This window comes from Stenotrophomonas sp. LARHCG68, from assembly GCF_052871705.1.
On sequence record NZ_JBIXJV010000004.1, the window covers coordinates 19277 to 43141 of the forward strand.

General features: G+C 65.5%; 17 protein-coding genes. 5 read left to right on the forward strand and 12 right to left on the reverse strand.

Annotated elements, in window-relative coordinates; genetic code table 11:
* Nucleotides 1-70 precede the first annotated feature (70 nt).
* Entirely contained in the window at nt 71-2833 is a 2763-nt protein-coding gene (acnA, locus tag ACIPR8_RS14280; RefSeq protein ID WP_446541426.1) for an aconitate hydratase AcnA, read from the forward strand.
* A 259-nt stretch (nt 2834-3092) separates the two neighbouring features.
* Here the strand turns inward: acnA and ACIPR8_RS14285 are convergent, their stop codons facing one another.
* Nucleotides 3093-3512: a nuclear transport factor 2 family protein gene (locus ACIPR8_RS14285; protein WP_446541427.1), complete on the reverse strand. Its 420-nt coding sequence runs from the start codon at nt 3510-3512 to the stop codon at nt 3093-3095.
* Nucleotides 3513-3656: 144 nt separating this feature from the next.
* Between ACIPR8_RS14285 and ACIPR8_RS14290 the strand changes: the two genes are divergently transcribed.
* Nucleotides 3657-5339 carry a long-chain fatty acid--CoA ligase gene (locus ACIPR8_RS14290; protein ID WP_192285896.1) on the forward strand — a complete coding sequence of 561 codons (1683 nt, stop codon included), beginning with the start codon at nt 3657-3659 and terminating at the stop codon, nt 5337-5339.
* A 247-nt stretch (nt 5340-5586) separates the two neighbouring features.
* Here ACIPR8_RS14290 and lysS read toward each other — a convergent pair whose 3' ends face one another.
* The 5 genes from lysS to prfB all read right to left on the reverse strand — a co-directional run bounded on the left by lysS (nt 5587) and on the right by prfB (nt 12667).
* Nucleotides 5587-7098 carry a lysine--tRNA ligase gene (gene lysS, locus ACIPR8_RS14295; RefSeq protein WP_192285898.1) on the reverse strand — a complete coding sequence of 504 codons (1512 nt, stop codon included), beginning with the start codon at nt 7096-7098 and terminating at the stop codon, nt 5587-5589.
* Between the two features lie 111 nt (nt 7099-7209).
* Entirely contained in the window at nt 7210-8853 is a 1644-nt protein-coding gene (locus ACIPR8_RS14300; RefSeq protein WP_446541428.1) for an acetolactate synthase large subunit, read from the reverse strand.
* Between the two features lie 55 nt (nt 8854-8908).
* Nucleotides 8909-10306 carry an NAD-dependent succinate-semialdehyde dehydrogenase gene (locus ACIPR8_RS14305; protein WP_446541429.1) on the reverse strand — a complete coding sequence of 466 codons (1398 nt, stop codon included), beginning with the start codon at nt 10304-10306 and terminating at the stop codon, nt 8909-8911.
* A gap of 359 nt (nt 10307-10665) precedes the next feature.
* The gene (locus ACIPR8_RS14310) at nt 10666-11448 is read right to left on the reverse strand and encodes a helix-turn-helix transcriptional regulator (protein WP_446541430.1); all 783 of its coding nucleotides are present in this window, start codon (nt 11446-11448) and stop codon (nt 10666-10668) included.
* A gap of 93 nt (nt 11449-11541) precedes the next feature.
* Nucleotides 11542-12667, reverse strand: a protein-coding gene (gene prfB / locus ACIPR8_RS14315; protein WP_446541431.1) for a peptide chain release factor 2 whose coding sequence is annotated in 2 segments (ribosomal slippage) — nt 11542-12591 and nt 12593-12667 — 1125 coding nt in all. Because the reading frame shifts where the segments join, the coding sequence is not laid out codon by codon here.
* Nucleotides 12668-12882: 215 nt separating this feature from the next.
* Between prfB and ACIPR8_RS14320 the strand changes: the two genes are divergently transcribed.
* Complete coding sequence (locus ACIPR8_RS14320) at nt 12883-14013, forward strand: PPC domain-containing protein (protein WP_132863130.1); 1131 nt, start codon at nt 12883-12885, stop codon at nt 14011-14013.
* Between the two features lie 122 nt (nt 14014-14135).
* Complete coding sequence (locus tag ACIPR8_RS14325; RefSeq protein ID WP_446541432.1) at nt 14136-15482, forward strand: ABC transporter substrate-binding protein; 1347 nt, start codon at nt 14136-14138, stop codon at nt 15480-15482.
* 67 nt (nt 15483-15549) lie between these two features.
* Here the strand turns inward: ACIPR8_RS14325 and ACIPR8_RS14330 are convergent, their stop codons facing one another.
* The 4 genes from ACIPR8_RS14330 to ACIPR8_RS14345 form a co-directional block, all read right to left on the reverse strand.
* A complete protein-coding gene (locus ACIPR8_RS14330) occupies nt 15550-18438 on the reverse strand; it encodes a VIT domain-containing protein (protein ID WP_446541433.1) in 2889 nt (962 codons plus the stop codon).
* A 228-nt stretch (nt 18439-18666) separates the two neighbouring features.
* Nucleotides 18667-19014 (reverse strand): RcnB family protein, encoded by a 348-nt coding sequence (locus ACIPR8_RS14335; RefSeq protein WP_132863127.1) that lies wholly within the window; start codon nt 19012-19014, stop codon nt 18667-18669.
* Between the two features lie 188 nt (nt 19015-19202).
* On the reverse strand, nt 19203-19604 hold the full coding sequence (locus ACIPR8_RS14340; RefSeq protein ID WP_446541434.1) for a hypothetical protein: 402 nt from the start codon (nt 19602-19604) through the stop codon (nt 19203-19205).
* 78 nt (nt 19605-19682) lie between these two features.
* Nucleotides 19683-20078 carry a hypothetical protein gene (locus ACIPR8_RS14345; protein ID WP_446541435.1) on the reverse strand — a complete coding sequence of 132 codons (396 nt, stop codon included), beginning with the start codon at nt 20076-20078 and terminating at the stop codon, nt 19683-19685.
* A 1152-nt stretch (nt 20079-21230) separates the two neighbouring features.
* Between ACIPR8_RS14345 and ACIPR8_RS14350 the strand changes: the two genes are divergently transcribed.
* Entirely contained in the window at nt 21231-21515 is a 285-nt protein-coding gene (locus ACIPR8_RS14350) for a hypothetical protein (RefSeq protein WP_446541436.1), read from the forward strand.
* A 230-nt stretch (nt 21516-21745) separates the two neighbouring features.
* On the opposite strand, the gene ACIPR8_RS14355 is transcribed toward ACIPR8_RS14350, so the two are convergent.
* Nucleotides 21746-22174, reverse strand: coding sequence for a hypothetical protein (locus tag ACIPR8_RS14355; RefSeq protein ID WP_192285914.1), 429 nt, complete (start codon nt 22172-22174; stop codon nt 21746-21748).
* Between the two features lie 520 nt (nt 22175-22694).
* Complete coding sequence (locus ACIPR8_RS14360) at nt 22695-23780, reverse strand: agmatine deiminase family protein (RefSeq protein ID WP_446541437.1); 1086 nt, start codon at nt 23778-23780, stop codon at nt 22695-22697.
* Nucleotides 23781-23865 lie beyond the last annotated feature (85 nt).

Here is a 23865-nt window from a genome sequence, read left to right on the forward strand (position 1 = left end):
ACGGCCCTGAAAGCCCGCGCGGTGCCGCACCGGCACCGCGGCAAGCCATCTGTAAAGAGGAGTCAGCTGTATGAGCGATACCTTCTCCACCCGCAGCCAACTGGAAGTTGGCAGCCAGCAGTACACCTACTGCAGCCTTCCCAAGCTCGGCCAGAAGTTCGACATCTCCCGCCTTCCCTACTCGATGAAGATCCTGCTGGAGAACCTGCTCCGGCACGAGGACGGCGGCCAGACCGTCGGCCCGGAGCACATCGAGGCGGTGGCCCGGTGGAACCCCAAGGCCGAACCGGACACCGAGATCGCCTTCATGCCGGCCCGCGTGGTGCTGCAGGACTTCACCGGCGTGCCCTGCGTGGTCGACCTGGCCGCCATGCGCGACGCGGTGACCAAGCTCGGCGGCAAGGCCGAGCAGATCAACCCGCTGATCCCCTCCGAACTGGTTATCGACCACTCCGTGCAGGTGGACGTGTTCGGCCGCGCCGACGCGCTGGACCTCAACGGCAAGATCGAGTTCGAGCGCAACCGCGAGCGTTACAGCTTCCTGCGCTGGGGCCAGAAGGCCTTCGAGAACTTCAAGGTGGTTCCGCCCAACACCGGCATCGTCCACCAGGTGAACCTGGAAAACCTCGCCCGCGTGGTGATGGAACGTGACGTCGACGGCACCCGTTGGGCGTTCCCGGACACCGTGTTCGGCACCGACTCGCACACCACCATGATCAACGGCATCGGCGTGCTGGGCTGGGGCGTGGGCGGCATCGAGGCCGAGGCCGCCATGCTCGGCCAGCCGTCCTCGATGCTGATCCCGCAGGTGGTCGGCTTCAAGCTCACCGGCAAGCTGCCCGAGGGCACCACCGCCACCGACCTGGTGCTGACCGTCACCCAGATGCTGCGCAAGCACGGCGTGGTCGGCAAGTTCGTCGAGTTCTACGGCGACGGCCTGCAGCACCTGCCGCTGGCCGACCGCGCCACCATCGCCAACATGGCCCCGGAGTACGGTGCCACCTGCGGCATCTTCCCGATCGACGCCGAGTCGCTGAACTACCTGCGCCTGTCCGGCCGCAGCGAGGCGCAGATCGCGCTGGTCGAAAGCTACGCCAAGGCCCAGGGCCTGTGGCACGAGCCCAGCAGCCCGCACGCGCAGTACAGCGCCACACTGGAACTGGACATGGGTGACGTCAAGCCGTCGATGGCCGGCCCCAAGCGCCCGCAGGACCGCGTCCTGCTCGGCGATGTGCATGACAACTTCACTGAGGCGCTCAAGGGCCTGACCGTCAACCGCGACCAGCGCAACGGCGACGTCGCCGACTTCATCAATGAAGGAGGCGGCGCGGCGGTCGGCAACGAGCAGTTGGCCAAGGGCCACGCCGACGTGGTCATCGACAACCAGTCCGTGCGCCTGAAGGACGGCGCGGTGGTCATCGCCGCCATCACCTCCTGCACCAACACCTCCAACCCGGCGGTGATGCTCGGTGCCGGCCTGCTCGCGCGTAACGCGGCGCGCCTGGGGCTGAAGGCCAAGCCGTGGGTCAAGACCTCGCTCGGGCCGGGCTCGCGCGTGGTCACCGACTACCTGGAAAAGGCCGGCGTATTGACCGACCTGGAGAAGCTCGGCTTCTACGTGGTCGGCTACGGCTGCACCACCTGCATCGGCAACTCCGGCCCGCTGCCGGTCGAAGTCAGCGCCGGCATCGCCGCCGGCGACCTGGTGGTGGCCTCGGTGCTGTCGGGCAACCGCAACTTCGAAGGTCGCGTGCATCCGGAAGTAAAGGCCAACTACCTGGCCTCGCCGCCGCTGGTGGTGGCCTACGCCATCGCCGGCACCGTGCGCATCGACCTGACCAAGGAGCCGATCGGCCAGGACAGCAGCGGCAAGGATGTGTACCTGCGTGACATCTGGCCGACCAACAAGGACATCGGCGACATGATCGCCGCCACCGTTGGCCCGGAGATGTTCAAGCAGAACTATGCCGACGTGTTCAAGGGCGACACCCGCTGGGCGCAGATCGCATCGCCGGAAGGCCAGGCCTACCAGTGGAACGGCGACTCCACCTACATCAAGAACCCGCCCTACTTCGACGGCATGACCATGCAGGTCGGCAACATCAGCGATGTGCATGGTGCGCGCGTGCTCGGCCTGTTCGGTGACTCGATCACCACCGACCACATTTCCCCGGCCGGCAACATCAAGAAGGACTCGCCGGCGGGCCGCTTCCTGCAGTCGCGCGGCGTGCTCCCGGCCGACTTCAACAGCTACGGCAGCCGTCGCGGCAACGATGACGTGATGGTGCGCGGCACCTTCGCCAACATCCGCATCAAGAACCTGATGTTCGGTGGCGAAGAAGGCGGCAATACCCTGTACTACGCCCCGGGCAGCACCGACGGCGAGAAGCTGGCCATCTACGACGCGGCCATGAAGTACAAGGCCGACGGCGTGCCGCTGGTGGTCCTGGCCGGCAAGGAATACGGCACCGGCTCCTCGCGCGACTGGGCGGCCAAGGGCACCAACCTGCTGGGCGTCAAGGCCGTGATTGCCGAGAGCTTCGAGCGCATCCACCGCTCCAACCTGGTCGGCATGGGCGTGCTGCCGCTGCAGTTCATCGACGGCCAGAACGCACAGTTACTGGGCCTGGATGGCTCGGAGACCTTCGACGTCACCGGGTTGGACGACGGCAAGGCCAAGACCGCCACGGTCACCGCGACCAAGGCTGACGGCAGCAAGCAGCAGTTCCAGGCCAAGGTGCTGTTGCTCACGCCCAAGGAAGTGGAGTACTTCCGCAACGGCGGCCTGCTGCAGTACGTGCTGCGCCAGTTGGCGGCGAAGAAAGCGGCCTGACGGATGGATTGATTTGACGAAGCAAAGAACGCCCCTTTCGGGGCGTTCTTTTTTCCCCCTCCCCAGCCCTCCCCTTCGCGATGCGAAAGGGAGGGGGCGGTTTCCGTTGACCTGTCAGACCGCGATCGAGTTGCACGGCGGCGACTAGAGTTCGAGATCGCAGCGAGCCGGCTTCTTCCCCCTCCCTTTCGCATCGCGAAGGGGAGGGCTGGGGAGGGGTGACGCTCCCGCTCCTGCTCTTGCTTCCACCCCCACCCGCTTACCCGCGCTCGCCACCCACTGGCCCCCAGCTGGCGCTGTATACCCGCCACTGGCCGTCCTCGTCCCGCCAGCCGGTCTGGATCTCCTGCATGTCGCCGCGCACGGGCAGCAACCCGCCCGTACCCCCGACCAGCAGGGCACTGAAACGTACTGTCGCCGTCTTGTTGTCCGCTGCCATCTCGATGGCTATCGGACCGGTCTGCACCGACACCTTGCTGTTGAGCAGCAGCTGCGCCTTGACCAGGCGCTCCAGCCCCGCCCGGTCCACGCCCTCGTTGCCAACGAACTCGGGCGAGACCGCCTCCATGAAGTCCGCGGGACTACCCGACTCCACGCCCTTCTGCATTGCAGCAATCGTGTCGCGCAGCCGCTGTTCCGGCGGCGCGCGCTTGCAACCGGCGACGGAAAGCACAATCACCGCAATAAGCATGTATTTCAGAACCGTTCGGATCATCTGAACCCTTCGCCTTTTCCATTCTGGACGGTATGCTGGCATCAGCGGCTGTGGCGCCCCGGTGCCCCGCTCCCATCACTAGATCACATCCATTTCCTGGAGGGGAAGATGAATCAGGAACGTCCCTGGCTGCAGAGCTACCCGGCCGGTGTCCCGGCTGAAATCGACGTCAACGAATTCCGTTCCGTTGCCGCGGTGTTCGATACGTCCGTAGCCAAGTTCCGTGATCGCCCCGCCTACTCCAACTTCGGCAAGGTCCTCACCTACGGTGAAACCGACGCACTGGTCACCCAGTTCGCCGCCTACCTGCTGGGCGAGCTGCAGCTGAAGAAGGGTGACCGCGTCGCGGTGATGATGCCCAACTGCCTGCAATACCCGATCGCCATCTTCGGCATCCTGCGCGCCGGCCTGACCGTGGTGAACGTCAACCCGCTGTACACCGCCCGCGAGCTCAAGCACCAGCTGGTCGATGCCGGCGCCAGCGTGCTGCTGGTGGTCGACAACTTCGGCGACACCGTGCAGCAGGTCATCGCCGATACCCCGGTCAAGCAGGTCATCACCACCGGCCTGGGCGACATGCTCGGCTTCCCGAAGGGCGGCATCGTCAACTTCGTGCTGAAGTACGTGAAGAAGATGGTCCCGGACTATGACCTGCCCAATGCGATCCGCTTCAAGGACGCGCTGAAGCTGGGCAAGCGCCACCCGATGCCGGTGGTGGACATCGACCATGACGACATCGCCTTCCTGCAGTACACCGGCGGCACCACCGGCGTGGCCAAGGGCGCGATGCTCACCCACCGCAACCTGATCGCCAACATGCAACAGGCCTCGGCCTGGATCAGTGGCTCCGGCGTCAAGCAGGGCGAGGAAGTGATCATCACCGCGCTGCCGCTGTACCACATCTTCGCCTTGACCGCGAACGGGCTGGTCTTCATGAAGATCGGCGCGCTGAACTACCTGATCACCAACCCGCGCGACATGAAGGGCTTCGTCAAGGAGCTGAAGAACAACCGCTTCACCGCCATCACCGGCGTCAACACGCTGTTCAACGGCCTGCTCAACACCGAAGGCTTCGACCAGATCAACTTCTCCGAACTGAAGGTGGCACTGGGCGGCGGCATGGCCGTGCAGCGCGCCGTGGCCGAGAAGTGGAAGAAGGTCACCGGCGTCACCCTGGTGGAAGCCTACGGCCTGACCGAAACCTCGCCGGCGGCCTGCATCAACCCGCTGGACCTGAAGGACTACAACGGCGCGATCGGCCTGCCGATCCCCTCCACCGATGCCTGCGTCAAGAACGACGAGGGCCAGGTGCTGCCGGTCGGTGAAGTCGGCGAGCTGTGCATCCGCGGCCCGCAGGTGATGAAGGGCTACTGGCATCGTCCGGACGAGACCGAGAAGGTGCTCGATGCCGACGGCTGGCTGCATACCGGCGACATGGCGCGCATGGACGAACAGGGTTTCTTCTACATCGTCGACCGCAAGAAGGACATGATCCTGGTGTCCGGCTTCAACGTGTACCCGAACGAGGTCGAGGATGTCATCGCGATGATGCCCGGCGTGCTGGAAGTGGCCGCGGTCGGCGCACCGAGCGAGAAGTCCGGTGAAGTGGTGAAGGTGGTCATCGTCAAGAAGGACCCCAAGCTCACCGAGGAAGACGTCAAGGAGTTCGCCCGCGCCAACCTCACCGGCTACAAGCACCCACGCATCGTCGAGTTCCGCAAGGAGCTGCCCAAGTCCAACGTGGGCAAGATCCTGCGCCGCGAACTGCGCGACTCCAAGCCGGAAGCCTGATCCTCCCGGCCCCGGAATGACCCAAGCCCTCCCCTCACCGGGAGGGCTTTTTGTTTGGGCACACGCAGGCCAGCAGGAGCGGCCTCGGCCGCGAACCCGACGCACCTGCCCCGCCACGGAAACCGGCTGCAATCACGGCAACCCGCTGCACCTGTGCATCACCTGCTTCGCGGACGGAGCTGCGCCTACCACCATGCCCACGAAAAAGCCCCGCTTGCGCGGGGCTCTCGACTCAATACGGCGGGCCTCAGGCTTCCGGGCGCATGTACGGGAACAGCAGCACGTCACGGATCGACGCACGACCGGTCAGCATCATCACCAGGCGGTCGATGCCGATGCCCAGGCCGCCGGTCGGCGCCAGGCCGTATTCCAGCGCACGGATGTAATCGGAGTCGTAGTGCATGGCCTCGTCGTCGCCGCCGTCCTTCGCTGCAACCTGGGCCTGGAAACGCGCCGCCTGGTCTTCCGGGTCATTCAACTCGGAGAAGCCGTTGGCGATCTCCTTGCCGTTGATGAACAGCTCGAAGCGATCGGTGTAGCCCGGTTCGTTGTCGCTGGCGCGGGCCAGCGGCGAAACTTCCACCGGATGGTCGGTGATGAAGGTCGGCTGCACCAGGGTGTGCTCGACGGTGGCTTCGAAGATCTCCAGCAGCAGCTTGCCCCAGCCGTAGGACGGCTTGACCCTGATCTTCAGGCGCTCGCAATGACGCAGCAGCGCTTCGCGATCGGTGCAGTCGGCGACGCTGATCTCCGGATTGTGGTGGCGCACCGCCTCGTCCATGCGCCAGCGACGGAACGCCGGGCCCAGGTTGATACGTGCACCGTCCCATTCCACCTCGGTCGTACCCAGCACCTGCTGGGCGACGTCACGGATCACGCCTTCGGTCAGGTCCATCACTTCGTTGTACGTGGCATAGGCCTCGTACAACTCCATCATGGTGAATTCCGGGTTGTGGCGGGTGCTGACGCCTTCGTTGCGGAAGTTGCGGTTGATCTCGTAGACGCGTTCCAGGCCACCGACCACCAGGCGCTTGAGGTACAGCTCCGGTGCCACGCGCAGGTACAGGTCCAGGTCCAGCGCGTTGTGGTGGGTGGTGAACGGCTTGGCCGTCGCGCCGCCGGGAATGTAATGCATCATCGGCGTCTCGACTTCCAGGAAGTCACGGTTGTCCAGCCAGGCGCGCATCGCGCGGATGATGCGCGAGCGCTTGATGAACACTTCGCGCGACTCCGGGGTCACGATCAGGTCGACGTAGCGCTGGCGGTAACGCTGCTCCACGTCGGCCAGTCCGTGCCACTTGTCCGGCAACGGGCGCAGCGACTTGGTCAGCAGGCGGATCGACTCGGCCTTGATCGACAGCTCGCCGGTCTTGGTGCGGGTCAGCCCGCCTTCGACGGCGATGATGTCGCCCACGTCCCAGCCCTTGAAGGCAGTGTAGGCATCGCCCAACGTGGCCCCCTGCAGGAACAGCTGGATCCGGCCGCTCTCGTCCTGGATCTGGGCGAAGCTGGCCTTGCCCATGATGCGCTTGGCCATCAGGCGGCCGGCCATCTTCACGCGGCGGCCATTGCCTTCCAGCGTTTCGGCGGTCCATTGCTCGGCGTCGGCGTACTCGGCCTGCAGCTTGCCGGCGAAGTCTTCACGACGGAAGTCGTTCGGATAGGCGATCCCCTGCCCGCGCAGCGCTTTGAGTTTCTCGCGACGCTCGGCAATCAACTTGTTTTCGTCGACGGGTGGGGTTTCGGTGGCTTCGCTCATGGATCTGCAGGTGGATAGTGGGGGGATACGGCCGGCAACGCCGGTCGTACAGCATACCAAAACCACCCTCCCCCGGCCGGGCCGGTCGGCCCGGCCCCTGCCCCGCCGACGTCAATGGATGGCCGGCGGGAAGGCCTGGCGGAGCTCGTCCACCAGCACCCGCGCGTTCTCCGAGTAGTCCACCGGCACCGTTACCAGATGGACGCCGCCAGCGTTGAAGGCCGCTTCCAGGGTCGGGATGAACTGCCCGATCTCGCGCACCTCGTGCCCGGTGGCGCCATACGCCTCGGCGTACTTGACGAAGTCCGGGTTGGTGAAGGTCATGCCGTAGTCGGCGAAGCCGTCCACCGCCTGTTTCCAGCGGATCATCCCGTAGGCGTTGTCGTTGAAGATCAGCACCACCAGGTTCAGGCCCAGCCGGCGGGCGGTTTCCAGCTCCTGGCTGTTCATCATGAAGCCGCCGTCGCCGCAGACCGCCAGCACCCGCCGCTGCGGATACAGGATGGCCGCGGTGATCGCCGAGGGCAGGCCCGCGCCCATGGTCGCCAGCGCGTTGTCCAGCAACAGGGTGTTGGCCACCTGGGTGCGGTAGTTGCGGGCGAACCAGATCTTGTACATGCCGTTGTCCAGCGCCACGATGCCGTCCGGCGGCATCACCTGGCGCACGTCGTGCACCAGCCGCTGCGGGGTGAAGCGGTCTTCCCCGGCGCGGTCGGTGATATGCGACAGGATCTGCTCGCGCAGCGGCACCAGCGCGTCGGCGTTGGCCACCTTGCCTTCGATGCGGTCGGCCAGCAGGGTCAGTGATCGGCCGATGTCGCCGATCACCTCCACCTGCGGGAAGTACACCTGCTCGACCTCCGCCGGCAGGTAGCCGACATGGATGACGGTCGGGCCACCCGGGCGCATCACGAACGGCGGCTTCTCGGTGACTTCATGGCCGATGGTGACGATCACGTCGGCCTGGTCGATGGCCATGTGCACGTAGTCGCGCTCGGTCAGCGCGGCGGTGCCCATGTACAGCCCCGAGCCGCCGGCCACCGAGCCCTTGCCCATCTGGGTGGTGAAGAACGGGATGCCCGCGCGCAGCACGAACGCCGACAGCGCCTCGCTGGAGCGCGGCCGTGACGCGCCGGCCCCCATCATCAGCAACGGCCGCTTGGCGGCGCGGATGATCCCGGCGGCCCGATCCAGCGCTTCCGGGCTGGCGATGGGAAGCTCCAGCGGATGCGGCGGGATCAGCGCGACCTCGTCCCCTTCCATCGCCGCGATGTCTTCCGGCAGCTCCAGCAGCACCGGACCGGGGCGGTCCTGCTGCGCGGTGCGGAATGCTTCGCGGACGATGGTCGGGATGGTGCGCGCCGAGACGATCTGCCGCGCCGACTTGGTGAGCGGCTTCATCGTGCTGACGATGTCCACGATCTGGAAGCGCGCCTGCTTGCTGGCCACGATGCCCTTCTGCCCGGTGATCATGATCACCGGCCACGCGCCCAGCAGTGCATAGGCCGCACCGGTGGTGAAGTTCAGCGCCCCCGGGCCCAGCGTGGCCAGGCACACGCCCGGCTTGCCGGTCAGGCGGCCGTAGGTGGCGGCCATGAACACCGCCGCCTGTTCGTGGCGGGTGATGACCAGTTCGATGCGCGAGTGCCGCAGCGACTCGACCACATCGAGGTTCTCCTCGCCGGGAATGCCAAAAATACGCTCGACGCCTTCGTTCTCGAGTGCGGCGACGAGCAGATCAGAACCCTTGGACATGGAATGACGCCCTTCTTGCTGGACTGGTTGTATGGCAGGCAACGATGCGCGCGGCTCAGGCGCGGTCGATCCACACCGTCTGCGCGTTGACGAACTCCCGGACCCCGAAGTACGACAACTCGCGGCCGAAGCCGCTGTTCTTGATGCCGCCGATGGGCACGCGCGGGTCGGACACCGAGAAGCCATTGATGAACACCCCGCCGGTCTGCAGGCGTCGGGCCAGCTGCGTGGCGCGTGCCACATCACCGCTCCACAGGTTGCCGCTGAGGCCGAACTCGCTCTGGTTGGCCAGTTCGATGGCGTGGTCGGCGTCGCGCGCCCGGGTGATCGGCGCCACCGGCCCGAACGTTTCGGTATCGAAGGCCTGCATGCCCGGCTCGACGCCGACCAACACGGTAGGCGCGTAGAAGCTGCCCGGTCGATCCAGCTGGTGCCCGCCGACCAGCAGTTGCGCACCGGCCGCCACCGAGGCCTGCACCTGCGCGTGCAACTGGTCGAGCAGGTCCTGGCGGGCGATCGGCCCCAGCCGGTTGGCCGGATCACGTCCATCGCCGACTGTCAGCGCCTTCACCTGCTCGACGAACAGCGCCACGAAGCGGTCGTGGATGGCGTCCTCGACGATGATGCGCTTGCCGGCGATGCACACCTGCCCGGCGTTCTGGAAGCGCGAGGTCACCGCCGCGGCAACCGCCTTCTCCAGGTCGGCGTCCGCCAGCACGATGAACGGGTCCGAGCCCCCCAGTTCCAGCACCACCTTCTTCAGCACCTGCCCGGCCTGGGCAGCGATGCTGCGCCCGGCCGCGACGCTGCCGGTCAAGGTCACCGCGGCGATGCGGTCATCGGCGATGGCCTTGCTGGTCTGCTCCCGGTTGAGGTTGGCGCCGATGAAGGTGCCGTCCGGCAGCCCCGCCTCGCGCCAGGCGGCGTCGAGCAGCTTGGCGGTACCGACGATGTTCTCGGCGGGCTTGAGCAGGAAGCCATTGCCCGCCAGCAGGATCGGCACGGCGGCGCGCATCACCTGCCAGTACGGGAAGTTCCATGGCATCACGCCCAGCACCACGCCCAGCGGCAGGAACGACACGTACGCCTCACCGCTCAACACCTCGGCCGGCTCGTCCCGCAGCCATTGCGGGCCGTGGTCGGCGTACCACTCGCATTGCAGCGCGCATTTCTCGATCTCGGCAAGCGATTCGGCCAGGACCTTGCCCATCTCCGCGGTAGCCAACGCCGCCAACGGCTCGCGGTCACGGCGCAGGATCGCCGCCATGCGGCGCAGGGCCTCGGCCCGCTGCGCCGGTGTCTGCGCGCTCCAGGCCGCAAAGCCGGCACGGCTGCGGTCCAGCAGTTCGTCCAGTTCGGCATCGCTGATGAAGGGGTGGGTGGCGATCAGCTCGCCGGTGGCGGGGTCGCGGGAAATCGCGGCGGCGCCGCTTGGTACGGGGACGGCGGACATCAGGTTCTCCTGTCGTGTCGACAACGGACCAACGGTCCGTTTCCTGGAACGCAATCTGGACCCTACCACCCACCGCCAACAAGGCGTGTGACCATCCTAGGAGTTGCACTTCCCCCTTTGATGCAGCGCTGGTTTGTTGTTCTGTCGAAGGCGTGGGACCCGCAGGCGGCTGCTTCTGCGTACGTGCGAAGGCGTCTCCTGCTTCGCGACCAAGGCCGCTTGTGCCTCCTTCCGCGCCAGCGACCGCCTCCCTCCCTTTGGCGAAGCCAAGGGGAGGGCTGGGGAGGGGTTGTGCTTTGCCCGCGCGGAGGCGTTGCCAGCTTCGCGGCCGGGGCCGCTCCTACCGGGCATGCGCGGACTCAGGCCCGCGGCAGGTAGGTCACCAGGGACAGGTCGTGCCGGCTCTCGGGGATCAACGCCACGTACTGCAACTCCAGCAGGCCGCGCGTGGGATGGTTCAGCCGCTTGGCCCCTTCGTCGAAACGGCGCACATCGTGCTCCGGCCACCACGCCCGGAACTCGGCGCTCTGCGCGGCGATGTCCTCGGCCAGCGCCAGGAACGGCGCCTTGTCCTGCGCCTGCGCCATGGCCGCGCGGAAGCTGGCCAGCAGCCCGCGCGTCATCTCTTCCCAGTTCAGGATCAACTGCCGGTACGGCGGGTACAGGAACATCAACCGCAGCGTATTGCGCTCGTGTGGCGCCAGCTGCGCATAGTCCACGAACAGCTCGGCGATGGCCGGGTTCCAGGCCAGGATGTCGAAACGGGTATTGCGCACGTAGGCCGGGATCGGCTGCATCGCCAACACCAGCTGGCGGAGCCCTTCGGTGACCGTTTCATCGGGCGATTCCAGCGGCACGCCGTAACCGGACAGTGCGAACGCATAGGCACGCTCGTCGTCACTGAGCTGCAGCACCCGCGCCAGCCGCTCCAGCACCTCGGGCGAGGCCCGCACGTCGCGCCCCTGCTCGATCCATGTGTACCAACTGACGCTGACGCCCACCGCGAGCGCCACTTCCTCGCGCTTGAGCCCGGGCGTGCGCCGGCGCCCCACCGGCAGCCCCAGCGTGCCGGGATCCACGCGTGCCCGGCAGGCCTTCAGGAAGCCGCCAAGTTCCCTGCGTTCTTCTTCGCTGCGCATCATCGCCCTGCCCCACGGCCGGCGATGGCAAGGCGGGCCCCACGACGGGACCCGCCCACGGTCCGGACGGCGGCCGAGGCCGTCGCGGGAGCCGGATCAGGCATCGCTGCGCTTGGCACCGGCCTGCAGGCCGGATTTGAGGCTGGCCTCGATGAATTCATCCAGGTCGCCATCGAGCACCTTCTGGGTGTCGGTGCGCTCGATGCCGGTACGCAGGTCCTTGATACGGCTCTGGTCGAGCACGTAGTTGCGGATCTGGCTGCCCCAGCCGATGTCCGACTTGGTGGCTTCCACCGCATCGCGCTCGGCGTTGCGCTTCTGCACTTCCAGCTCGTACAGGCGGGCGGCCAGCATCTTCATCGCGCGGTCGCGGTTGGCATGCTGGCTGCGTTCGGTCTGGCAGGCCACCACCACGCCGGTCGGGACGTGGGTGATACGCACCGCCGACTCGGTCTTGTTGACGTGCTGGCCACCGGCACCGGAGGAACGGTACACGTCGGTCTTCAGGTCGGCCGGGTTGATGTTCACTTCGATGCTGTCATCCACTTCCGGGGACACGAACACCGAGGTGAAGCTGGTGTGGCGGCGGTTGTCCGAGTCGAACGGCGACTTGCGCACCAGGCGATGCACGCCGGTCTCGGTCTTCAGCCAGCCGTAGGCGAAGTCGCCCTCCACGCGGAACGTGGCCGACTTGATGCCCGCCACTTCACCGCCGGACACTTCCAGCAGCTCGGCCTTCCAGCCGCGCGATTCGCACCAGCGCAGGTACATGCGCAGCATCATTTCGGCCCAGTCCTGGGCTTCGGTGCCGCCGGCACCGGCCTGGATGTCGACGAACGCGTTGCAGGCGTCCATCTCGCCGGAGAACATGCGCTGGAATTCCAGCTTCTCGATGTGGACCTGGTGCTTGTCCAGGTCGGCGACCACCGCCAGCGCGGTGTCCTCGTCCTGCTCGCTCTCGGCCAGCTCCAGCAGCTCGTTGGCCTCGGTCATGCCGTCCAGCACCACGGCGATGCCGCCGACGGTCTTGTCCAGCATCGAACGCTCCCGGCCCAACGACTGGGCGTACTCGGGGTTGTTCCAGATGTCGGGGTTTTCGAGTTCGCGGGTTACTTCTTCAAGACGCTCTTTCTTGGCGTCGTAGTCAAAGATACCCCCTGAGCGAGACCACGCGATCGGTCAGATCGGTGATTCGCTGGCGGATGGGATTCAATTCGATCATGGTCGGTCGATGAAAAAGGCAGACAAGCCGGGAATTCTAGCATCCAAGCGGCCCGCCAGCCCTCCCCCGGCCCGTGTGAAGGATTCTCGCTGAATACACAACGCCGGACCCGTTAGAATCCCGTCCGACCCGCCCCCGCGGGGAACGGAAACCACCCTTACTTGAAGGACCCACGCTTGAACACACGTCATGCCCGCCTGTTCGCAGCGATCTCTATGACAGTTGCGCTTGCCGCCTGTCAAAAGCTGGGGGGCGTCGCCGGCGGCGACAGCAACCCCAAGCTGACCGTCGGCGAGAGCGTCGCCGGTGAGATCACCTCCCGCAGCACCCTGAACTACAACGACGGCAGTCGCCACCAGGCCTACACCGTCACCCTGAAGAACGGCGAGGCGGTGTCGCTGGAGCTGGGCGGCTCGCTCAACGGCCAGCTGGCCGTGTTCGACGGCCAGACCATGCTCGCCAACGCCAGCGGCAACTCGGACATGGAAGAAGGTGACTCCGGCAGCGCGGTCAACCTGGCCTTCCGCGCACCGAAGGACGGCACCTACCTGGTCGCGGTCAACAGCGCCGGCTCCAACAGCTTCGGCCCGTTCAAGCTCAAGAGCAGCAAGATCGTCCCCTACGACGGCAAGCCGCTGGGCGCGGGCAGCCAGGCCATCGACTGGCTGATGGACGACAAGCAGGAGTACAAGCTGCAGGTCGACAAGGCCGGCCTGTACTCGATCACCCTGGAATCGAGTGCCTTCGACGCCTACCTGCGCCTGAACGGTCGCAACGTCGAGCTGGAGGACGACGACAACGGCGGCCGCCTGAACGCCCGTATCCGCACCTTCCTGGAGCCCGGTGAGTACACCATCGATGCCTCCTCGGTGAACGGCAAGACCGGCTCGTTCAAGCTGAGCGTGGCCATGACCGCGACCGATGGCAACCTGGTCACCCGTGACGGTACCGCCCTGACCATCGGCCAGACCGCGCAGTCGATGATGGATTCGCGTGCCCGCCGCACCTTCGTGCTGACCGTGGACAAGCCGCGCCAGGTGCAGTTCGATGCCATCGCCGATGGCTTCGACTCGGTGCTGCACATCACCGGCCCCGGCGTGGACGAAGAGAACGATGACGGCGGCAACGGCACCAACGCGCGCCTGACCCTGAACCTGCGTCCGGGCCGTTATATCGTCGCGGTCACCAGCCTGGGCAGCCAGCAGGGCGTGTTCGAGCTGGAAACCACCGACCTGAGCGGTGACGCCATCGACGTGGCCGGCCCGAGCAACCGCAAGGATGCCGCCGAAGAGGCCGCCAGCGCCGCAGCCGATGCTGCCGCCGTCGCCGAGCCGGTCATCCAGTAACGCGCCGTGCCGCCGGGGTCCCTGCCCCGGCGGTCCCGCCCCATGGCCGCTGCCGGCGGCCATGGGCTGGAGGCCAACCATTCCCCTGTTCCACCCCTGTACCAATCCATAAGGAAATCGAAGTGAAGCGACTCACAGCAGGACTGCTGTCCCTCGCCATCGCGGCCGCCGTGAATTCCCCCGTTCAGGCCGCCGGTCCCGCCCGTTCCCTCACCCTCAACGGTGAAGCCGACGGCGAAATCACCTCCTCGACCCCGGTCAACTACAGCGACGGCACCCGCAGCCAGCTGTACACGCTGCAGCTGGCCGCCGGCCAGGCCGTCTCACTGAAGCTGGATGGCCCGCTGAACGGCTCGCTGGCGGTGTTCCTGCGTGACAGCCTGATCAGCCGCACCGAAGCCGGCGAGAACGGCGGCACCACGCTGAGCATGCGCGCCGACAAGGCCGGCCAGTACCTGGTCGCCGTCAGCGGCTCGGACGCCCGTGCGTTCGGCCCGTACCAGCTGTCGGCCGAGCCGATCGCCACCTACGACGGCAAGCCGTTGACCGCCGGCCGCCGCATCACCGACTGGCTGCGCGGCGGCGACAAGACCTTCACCCTGGAAGTCGAACAGGCTGGCCTGTACACCATCGACCTGGAGTCGGACGAGTTCGACGCACGCCTGACCCTGAGCGGCAACGGCGTGAGCATGGAAGACGACGACGGCGGCAACCAGCTCAACTCGCGCCTGCTGGCGCCGTTGAAGCCCGGCACCTACACCCTCACCGCCGCCGGCTTCAGCGAAGCCTCCGGCGCGTTCTACCTGGGCGTGCAGCGCGCCGACATGCCCGAAGGCCTGGTCTTCGAGGACGGCAGCGCGTTGCCGGTGGACGGCTCGACCAGCAGTTTCGTCACCGGCGATGTCACCCGCAGCTTCGTGATGACCCTGCCGGAAACCCGCCGTGTCCAGTTCGATGCCACCAGCCGTGACTTCGACACCCTGCTGACCGTGCAGGGCGGCGACCTGGTGCTGAGCGACGACGACGGTGCCGGCAATGGCACCAACTCGCGCCTGACCCAGGTGCTCGATGCCGGCCAGTACAACGTCTCGGTGCGTTCGGTGAACGGCCGTGGCGGCGTGTTCCAGCTCGCCACCACCACCACCGCCGCACCGGAAGGCTCCGCCCGCCCGGAACTCAAGCTCGGCCGCGAAGTGCAGGGCCAGCTGCGCCCGGGCAACCGCGACCTGTACACGCTGGAGATCCCGCGCAAGGGTACCTACGTGATCAGCATGACCGGCATCGGTGGCCTGGACGGCATGCTCACGCTGATGCGCAACGGCGAGGAAGTCGCCCAGCAGGACGACAGCGACAGCAGCCTGGATCCGTCGCTGGAAGTGGAGCTGGACGCCGGCCGTTACGTGCTGCTCGCGCACAGCTATGACTCCAACGCCACCGGCGGTTACCGCCTGCTGGCGCGCCGCAAGTAACCACCGCGGCAGGATACGAACGGGGCCGGCATTGCCGGCCCCGTTCTTTTGTCGCCATCGGCGGTGCTCAGCGCACCTCGAACTCGCCCACCAGCACCGTGGATTCGGTTTCGCTCAACCGCATCGTCACCGCCTTGTCCTGTTGCCCCGGCGTGCCCCAATGCGTGCTCAGGCGCAGCATCAACGTCGCCCAACCGGTCACCAGCTGTTCGCGGCTGCCGAAGTAGTTGGCTTCCACCTTGTAGATGCCGGGCTTGGCATCGCGCAACGAGAACTGCTCGGGCCCGTAGCCCCCGGTGAAGTCCTGCGACATCTGCCCGCCCTGGCGGGTCAGGCGATTGCCGTAGTAGGCGCGCTCGCCATTGGGGTCGGTCACCCACAGGTCCATGTCGCTGTTGTCGCTGTCCCAGGCCAGCACCACGCGCAGGTCCAGCGGCATCGCCTTGCGCAGGCGTGGGTCGATCATCTGCACGTCCAGCGGGGTGCGACTGCGGGCGATCAGGTTGGTCAGCTCATCCAGCGCGATCAACGCCACGCCGTCGAAACGCGAGTCCCATTCGCGCTGCACCACCTCGTACAGCGGCTGCAATGCCGCCTGTGCCTGCCCACTGGCCTCCAGCGCCAGGCCGAGGTCACGGAAGCTCTGCGGCTCGTCCTCGGCCATCACCCGCACCTGTTCAAACACCGGCACCGCCAATGCCGGTTCGCCGGCCTGCATCAGGCGGTAGCCCAGCACGCGCAGCAGGTGGCGGTTGTCCAGGTCCATCTCCGCCAGGTTGGACAGCACCCGCAGTGCCAGCGGCTTCTGCCCGGCGGCGAGCAGCAGGTCGGTCACGTCGAGGAAGAACGCACTGCTGTCGGCATTGGCGGCGCGTTCGGCCAGGTAGCGCGCGTACAGCGTGCTGGACGGCCCGTTGCGCAAGCGTTTGGCCGCTTCCGAATCCGGCACCCAGGCGGCCAGCCGGATCTCCAGCGCGCCGTCGTTGGCAGCGGCCGCGGCCGCCGGCGCCGCGTTGGCCGAGGCAGCACTCACCACGACCCTGTCCAGGCTGGCGCCATCGGCGACTTCGGCGGCCAGGTCCGTCGGCGGTGAAGGCGGAGGCGGAGGCGGCAGCATTGATGGCCTCGCCGGCGCCATGGCCGCTACTGGCGCGGGGGCTTCGGCATACGCCGCCCGCTGGCGCGCATCCGGCCCAGCCACCTTCGGCGGTGCATCCTTCGGCCAACGCCGGTTCCACCATTGCTCGCGCTCCTTCCACTGCGCGGCGACCGCATCCAGGTGCGACCTGCGCGCGGCATCGCGGTCGGCCACCTGCCGGGCGAAACGTTGTTCGTACTCCGCCCGCATCGGTGCGGGGGGCCGGATCGCAAAGCGCAGGTAGTCTTCCAGGGAATCCAGCACGATCAGCGAGGTCCCCTCACTCACCAACGAGAAAGCCTGCGACAAGCGCTGCATCGCCTCACGGTTGCGGCGAGGGTCCGTCCCCAGCTGCTGCAACCGCGCCTGCGCCCACAACCCGGCCAACAACGCTCCATCGGCCTTGTCCGTTGCCAGTGGCACGCTCTGCCAATCACCTTCACCCACCCGCAGCTTCAATGCCGGGGTGTCGTCATCGCTGCGCGCCAGGATCCACAACCACCCCTGGCCGATACTGCGACGGTCCAGCACCACTTCGCGCAGGCCCACCGGATCGGCCAGCGCCACGTCCACCGGCATGGACAACAGCTCGGCCGCGGCGGCGGCGATATCACCGCCCTCCAGCAACAGCAGGCGACCACGATTGTCTTCGGCCCAGCCGCGCAGGCGAGCACTGTCGGTACGCGCGCCCGCGCTGCTGATCGCAAACAGGCGCTGGTTCGCGGACAGGCTGGGCTGGGCATCGCCGCCCCAATTCAACAACCCGTCACTGAACAACAGGTACTCCCCCACGCCCGGGTCGGCGCGCCACCCCGCCAGCCCGCTGGCACCGTCCTGCGGCTCCTGTTCCAGCGTCTTGCGCAGCGCGCTCCAATCACCACCGCGAACCACGAAGCGGCGCGCCGGAGCGGCGGTATCACGCAGCACGGTCAACTGCACCTCGCCCTCACCCATGGCGGCGAAATAGCGATCAAGCAGCGCGAACTCCCGCGCCCGGTCGCGATGCACCGCGGAGCCGGAGGCATCCCACAGCAGCCCGACTTGGCCGGGCAGGCGGCGCGCACCCGGGCGCGCCACCGGCACCTGCGCCAGCAGGTACTGCTGGCCGTCGTACGCGGCCACCTGCATGCGTGCCGTCGCCTGCATCGGCAGCTGCCACTGCAGTTCGGCGGGCAGTTGCCGGCCGCTGCCCTGCCAGGCCAGTTCACGGCCGTTGAAACGGAACCCATCGGTGCCGCCCTGCGGCACGGACGATGCCTGCAGGTGCAGGCGTACCTGCCCTGCCCCCGCCGCGAACTGCAATGGCAGGCGCCATTGCCAGGCCTCACCACGTACCGGCATCGCATCCCGGAGCGTCAACTGCACGCGCCGGGTACCGCCGGCGGGCAGCGGATAGACCCGCAGCCGGAACTGGTTGCCGGCCGTCTGTTCCAGCAGGGCGGGGTCCACCTTCTGGCGGATCACCTGCTCGAACACCTGCCGGCCGCGTTCCTTCGGCACCGGCACCGCCGCCCGCAGCTCCCCGTCGATGTCCAGCGCAAAGCCGGTGACCTGCTGACCATCGGTCAGCGGGAACTGCAACTCCCCTTCCATCACCCGCCGGTTGGGGTTGCGGAACTCAAGCTCGATGCGGGTCTGCGCCACCCCGGCCTGCACTTCCCCCTCGATGCTCGCGCGCAGCAGCTGGATCGGCTGCTCGGCCTTGGCCACGCTGATCAGCGGCGGGGCACGCCACGCCTGCTGAGCATCTGCAGGCCCAGCCAGCACGCCCAGCCACGCCACCCAACCCAAACACCATTGCCAAGATTTCGGGACCATCTCGATGCTCCATCCAGGGACCGGGAGATTGAACGTGCAGACACCAGCTTCGGGGTTACCCGCAGAAGGTAACCGTGCGCGGGGATGAAATCCCAGCCCGGCGGCACTGCCGACGCGGACCGGCCAGTTGCCCCGCGCCTCGGAATCATGGGCGATGCGGGGACAGGCAACAAAAAAAGGCTTCCGGGCGATTCCAACGCCCGGAAGCCCCTTCCACGAAGTCACCGCTCAGCGATGCAGCGCGTCGATGATCAGCCCCGTCGCGATCTCCACCAGCAGGTATTCGGTATCGGACTGACGCACCCAACGTTCTCCGCGGCCCGGATCACGCAGGTGGTAATGGTCGTAATCCTCCACCCAGTAGCGGCGGTCGACTTCCGCCCAGGCCAGGCGATCGCCACGACGCCATGCCTTCTTCTGCCAGCCCGGCGGCGGTGCATCACGGTTGTGCGGCCCGCCCGCGTGGGGTGGCGGGCCGTTGCCCCGCGCATGATGGGGCGGGTCCGCCCAGGCAGGGGCAACAGCCAACACCCCCGCAGCGGTCAATGCCATGCCCAGCAAACGTCCAGCTTTCATGAGGAAACCTCCTGTCCAGGCCGCGCCACGCGGCGTCACGGCGCGGACTATAGATCAACCCATGTGAACGATTCCCGGTGCTTGCCGGGATGGATTTCGCCGGCCAAACCCTGGCACGACGGAGGGTGATCCGTGCCAGCATTCGGGCCCGTCCGCCCTCGTCCCACTGGATAACATCCGTGCAGCATTCAGCCGGGATGGAACAGGTGCAGCGCGTAGAGGAAGAAGCCGGCACCCAGAACGCCATGCAGGGAAAGACCCCAGCGGCCTTGCATGAGCGTTGCCGGGTTCCTGTCCCGTACCAGGCATGCCAGCAATGCGGAGTGCACCAGCAGTAGAGCAACGGGCCAAAGTGACAGGTAGAGCAGAATGACGACGCCGTCGGGCCCGGAACCATCGCTTTGATGGACAGGCACATGCGTCACCGCAACGATCAACCAGGCCGCCAACGCCAACATGCTGAGGACGAGACTGATGCCGTAGTAAAGAAACATGATGCGGAGGTCCTGTTTTCCGTGGAGATGATTCAGCGTCCTGCCGAATTGCCGCAGGGAACCCATCGCGATCCGCAGCCCTTTGGCATGCACCACGATGCCAGCCCGCTCAACACCCAACGCGCAGAAATCTGCGGTGCCGTGCTGATGGGCGTATGACGCATGGACCGGGCCTCATCCCTTGCCCGGGGGACTCTGGATATCCTCGGCATCGATGAAAGCCCAAGCCGCCTCAACTTTCCTGAAGCGCAGCGCCTTCTTCACTACGAACGTTCTGGGCTCTGCGGAGGTCGCGCTTCCGTTCAGGCTGAGAACGCCCTGAAAGCTGCCGGTAACCACGCACTCCACCAGGTCATCCAATCTCGCGGAGCAGTCGTAGTCCAGCGCCCTTGCATCAACCACCTCCACCCATGCCGACAACACCGGTAGCGCATTCTCCGTTCGCCTGGAGAGGTCGAATCCAACTGCCTTCGCGATATCCCCCCGGGGCGGACCGTTGGCCGCGTCCTGTGCAGCGGCCGACAGGGAGAAACAACAGAAGAAGATCGTTGCAGCGACGGAGATTCTCATTGCACATCCAGTGAAGCGGCTTCTACCGGATTCTAGACGCAATCGCCCAGCCCCAGCGATTCACCCGCTATGCGTGCCTTGGCAACCGATCACCCGATACCCCCTGCATCAGCTGTGCGGCTTCTCGAAACCATCGATGGCCATTGCTGCCCAGAAGACGCTGCCAGCTTCCGCTGGCAAAAAAGTCAGGACGTTTCCCGGTTCACACGCACCTCAGGACGAGACTACGATGCTGGCATCCGCTCGCATGGCTGCCGCCGAGGCCTTCCCCGTGTTTTCGACTGTCATCGGTTCACTCTGCGCCCTCGCGGTTGCCTCGGCGCATCCCCCACGCCTCCTCCCACGGATGCACTGAAGCTGGACATCTGGTATCGCTGCATGACACCGGATGGCTTTGCCCGCATCATCAAAAAGCCTGATCCCGGCTGCATGACTGCAAAACCCTTCATCAGATCGCCCAAAGAACGCGAAGCACCTCAGCCTCCCGACGCCCATGAAGGCCAAGCAGGCTCGAGCCCAACAGGTAGTTGAATCGCCTAGGCTTTCATGGCCGTTGGTTGGCCGCTGCTGATATCTGCTTCCCACCGAAGCCAACCATTCAGATGCCTATCAGAATCAGGACGGCTCATATCGAGATCCAAACGAGGCATTACTCCTTAAAGGGCTCTGTCTCGCATCCCCGTGGCTTTCACTCACTCCTGACCAGGATATCCAGCCACGGAAAATCAGCGAGCAAGCTGGAGATCAAGCTAGACCTTATGGATCAGGATGTTCGCGATGAGTAGATTCTTTTTCCAGCTATCGCTAACGGATCTGCGAAGTCAGCAGCCTCTGGCGATTGGCGATCCCGGCACCGACGTAATGCCAGCCCCGATAGACTGAGCCGAGGCGCGGTCAGGCTAGATGCCATCGGCAGTCGAGAGGACACGCAGAGGGCGGCATGATCCGGGAACGACGAAACAGCGCCAATTCATACATACCCGCAATAAATTGCAATTATCAGGTGCCCGAATGAGTATTGGACAAGTTTCGACGATTTGCCTAAGCCTATTCCTACTTTCAGGATGCGGTGTGACGCAAGATTTCGACGCTTGCAAATATCGAGGAAACTCCCGCACTGAGCGAGTATGCGTCATTCCCTATATTTACTTGATGGCACACCCGGAGAAGTTTGATGGTCGAGATGTGGCGTTCTCTGCATGGGCTCGCACCGCTGGCGACGTCACCCTCGTTTTTCCAACAAAAGAAGCAATGGAAGATGGTGAATCCGTCTCGTCCATCGTCATATACGGGAACGAAACAGCATCCGATCTCAATCAAAGGAATCTTGATTCGAGGGTCGTGGTGAAGGGGAAGTTCTACCTCGCTGAGGGGAAGGTGGATCCTCTAGACGTTGAGCGACTTGGAGTTCTTCGAAATGCAGAAGTCCTTCCTTAGGCCTGGCACTGGCAATTTCAGTAGATGCCGAAACAGTGCCACCTCAGTTCGCGCCCTTGTTAGCGAAGCAGAAAGACGCAATTCGACCTTTTTCTATTCTGCGATGAAGTAGGGGGCTTACGGGCCAAGACTGTGCGTCTCGCATGGAAGCGGACCGGTAGCGACCAAGAGCGGACGTTCAATGCCTGAGTTAAGCCGACTGGCGAAGCCGGTTCGGCTTGAATGAATTGTTAGGGCACATCCCGCCCCCAGGGTGTCGCCCGTCCGATGTTGCAGATGGCACCTGGCCACTGATTCAAGTGGCCGGTCTCAGTTGTGGTGAAAATCCCCTCGATGCGGGCGTAGCGGTCGTTCAATGCTTCAGGAATAGTAGCGCCGCTAACCCACAGCCCATTGGGCGTAATGGCCTGCACGTAGTCCTCGCGATGGAGATAGATCGCGGAGTGCTCCAAGGACCGATGCAAGAAGCCAATAACCGCAACGGATCGACCTTCATAGCGCTCCGGATCAGCAAGTAGCGCCACCAAGGAAACATTGATTGGCTCGACTACCTCAGTGGAGCAAGGGTCAGAGCTACGAGCGGCAGGTATGGAAGATGGCGGTGACTCTGCCGAGCAACCGGCGATCAATAGCGCCAAGGTTGGGAATATCTTCCACATGGGCCCAAACTACCTAATGGACGGACCCGCGAGCCCGGTTATGCGACTTATCCCCAAAGCACCGTATGACGGGCTTTCCCCTTGATACGGCTCGATCTTAGGGCCGCCGGGTCCGGCTATCAAGTCAGCCTACAATCAGACCCAGAGGAGGGCTCATTGACCACCGCAAGCTCGCACCTGTAGAAGGTCTGATGCCGGCTATGGGTCGAAATTTTCCACTCTGAACCATCCACCCTTCACCCGAAACATTCATTTCGAAGCACCACGACGCTGCACTGGCAGGCGTAAATCGTCATGGTCGGCCGCCAGCATGCAACTCATCGAACAGGGCGAAGGGGCAGCCCTCCTTTCAGCGCCCCAAGCACGGCCAGTATCAGCTCCTCTGCATTCGTCGAGATTCAAGCCGTCTGTCCCACGCCGCCAGCGTGGAACACCTCGTTACCGACGCTGCGAACCGGCAACGGAACGCGCCGCCTTGATCACACGCCCGCGATCATCGGATGAAGGGACCCTTACACCATCACAGCGCCACGGGCTGCTGCTGGGTAACGCAATGCACCATGCCACCATTGCGGTACAGGTTGCGCACGTCGATGCCCACGACAGTACGGTCCGGATACAGGCGCTGGAGGATGCTTCTGGCGACTGCGTCATTGGGGTCCTTGTACTCCGGAACGAGTACCACGGTGTTGCCGACGTAGTAGTTCACGTAGGACCCCTTGTAGCCGAGCTTGTAGCCGTAGCCGGTGACCACGTCGCGGAGGGTCAGCGGCAGTTGCACGAAGCGGTAAGGCGCCTCGTCGATATCGGTGGCGCGGTACAAGGTGGCAATGTCAGCGTCCGACAGCCCCCATTCGCGCAGATCGGCAGGACTCATGGTGACGATGGTGTCGCGCGTCCCGAAGCGGGCGAAACCATCGATGTGCATGTCGGTGATGTCCTCCTTGCCACCTGGAGCGCCTTCCAGCCAGATGAACTTGGCCACGCCCAGCTGGTCGCGCAGCACCTGCTCGAACTCGGACTGGCTCAGCGCTGCGTTACGGTTGGGCTCGCGCGTGGAACTGCGCGTGGCCAGCAACACCCCGCGCCCGTCCACCTCAATCGCACCGCCCTCCAACACCACATCGTTCAGGTCCACGCTGGGAAGTCCATACGTGCGCGCCACTGCGCCGGGCACGCGGTCGTCCTTCCGGTACGGCGCGTCGTAGCCCCAGCCGTTGAAGCCCCAGTCAGTGACGGTGAGCTTGTCGTCGCGGTCGTAGACGAAAATGGGGCCGTTGTCGCGCACCCATACGTCGTCGGTGGGGCGAACCAGGAAGTCGACCCTGGCCAACGACACGCCCGCGGTCTGGAGCGCATTGTGCACGCGGGCCTTCTCGGCAATGTCGTAGACGACGATGTGCACGTTCTCGCTGGTCACCAATGCCCGCGTCATCGCCACCCAGGTGGGTTCGATCCGGTCGCGGTAGGCACGGCCATAGGTGTAATCATGCGGCCACTGCAACCAGGTCCCTTCGTGGGGGGATGTTTCGTCAGGCATGTAACCGGACTGGGCCCGGACGGTGCCCGGGAGTGTGCAGGCAGCGGCGAGGAGGAGGCTGGTCATCAGCGAGAACCATGGGGTACGGGTCGTGGCGGAAGTGGACATGCGGAGCACTCGGTGGTGGGCTGCGAACGGCGGAGTGCCGTTG

Excerpts from the sequence above, each read along its gene's own strand:
- ACIPR8_RS14335 (WP_132863127.1), bottom strand. The coding sequence starts at position 19,014 with ATGAAAGCTGGACGTTTGCTGGGCATGGCATTGACCGCTGCGGGGGTG.
- ACIPR8_RS14300 (WP_446541428.1), bottom strand. The coding sequence starts at position 8,853 with ATGTCCAAGGGTTCTGATCTGCTCGTCGCCGCACTCGAGAACGAAGGC.
- ACIPR8_RS14305 (WP_446541429.1), bottom strand. The coding sequence starts at position 10,306 with ATGTCCGCCGTCCCCGTACCAAGCGGCGCCGCCGCGATTTCCCGCGAC.
- ACIPR8_RS14345 (WP_446541435.1), bottom strand. The coding sequence starts at position 20,078 with ATGAGAATCTCCGTCGCTGCAACGATCTTCTTCTGTTGTTTCTCCCTG.
- ACIPR8_RS14320 (WP_132863130.1), top strand. The coding sequence starts at position 12,883 with ATGACAGTTGCGCTTGCCGCCTGTCAAAAGCTGGGGGGCGTCGCCGGC.
- lysS (WP_192285898.1), bottom strand. The coding sequence starts at position 7,098 with ATGAGCGAAGCCACCGAAACCCCACCCGTCGACGAAAACAAGTTGATT.
- acnA (WP_446541426.1), top strand. The coding sequence starts at position 71 with ATGAGCGATACCTTCTCCACCCGCAGCCAACTGGAAGTTGGCAGCCAG.
- ACIPR8_RS14290 (WP_192285896.1), top strand. The coding sequence starts at position 3,657 with ATGAATCAGGAACGTCCCTGGCTGCAGAGCTACCCGGCCGGTGTCCCG.
- ACIPR8_RS14330 (WP_446541433.1), bottom strand. The coding sequence starts at position 18,438 with ATGGTCCCGAAATCTTGGCAATGGTGTTTGGGTTGGGTGGCGTGGCTG.
- ACIPR8_RS14310 (WP_446541430.1), bottom strand. The coding sequence starts at position 11,448 with ATGATGCGCAGCGAAGAAGAACGCAGGGAACTTGGCGGCTTCCTGAAG.
- ACIPR8_RS14360 (WP_446541437.1), bottom strand. The coding sequence starts at position 23,780 with ATGACCAGCCTCCTCCTCGCCGCTGCCTGCACACTCCCGGGCACCGTC.
- ACIPR8_RS14355 (WP_192285914.1), bottom strand. The coding sequence starts at position 22,174 with ATGTGGAAGATATTCCCAACCTTGGCGCTATTGATCGCCGGTTGCTCG.
- ACIPR8_RS14350 (WP_446541436.1), top strand. The coding sequence starts at position 21,231 with ATGGCACACCCGGAGAAGTTTGATGGTCGAGATGTGGCGTTCTCTGCA.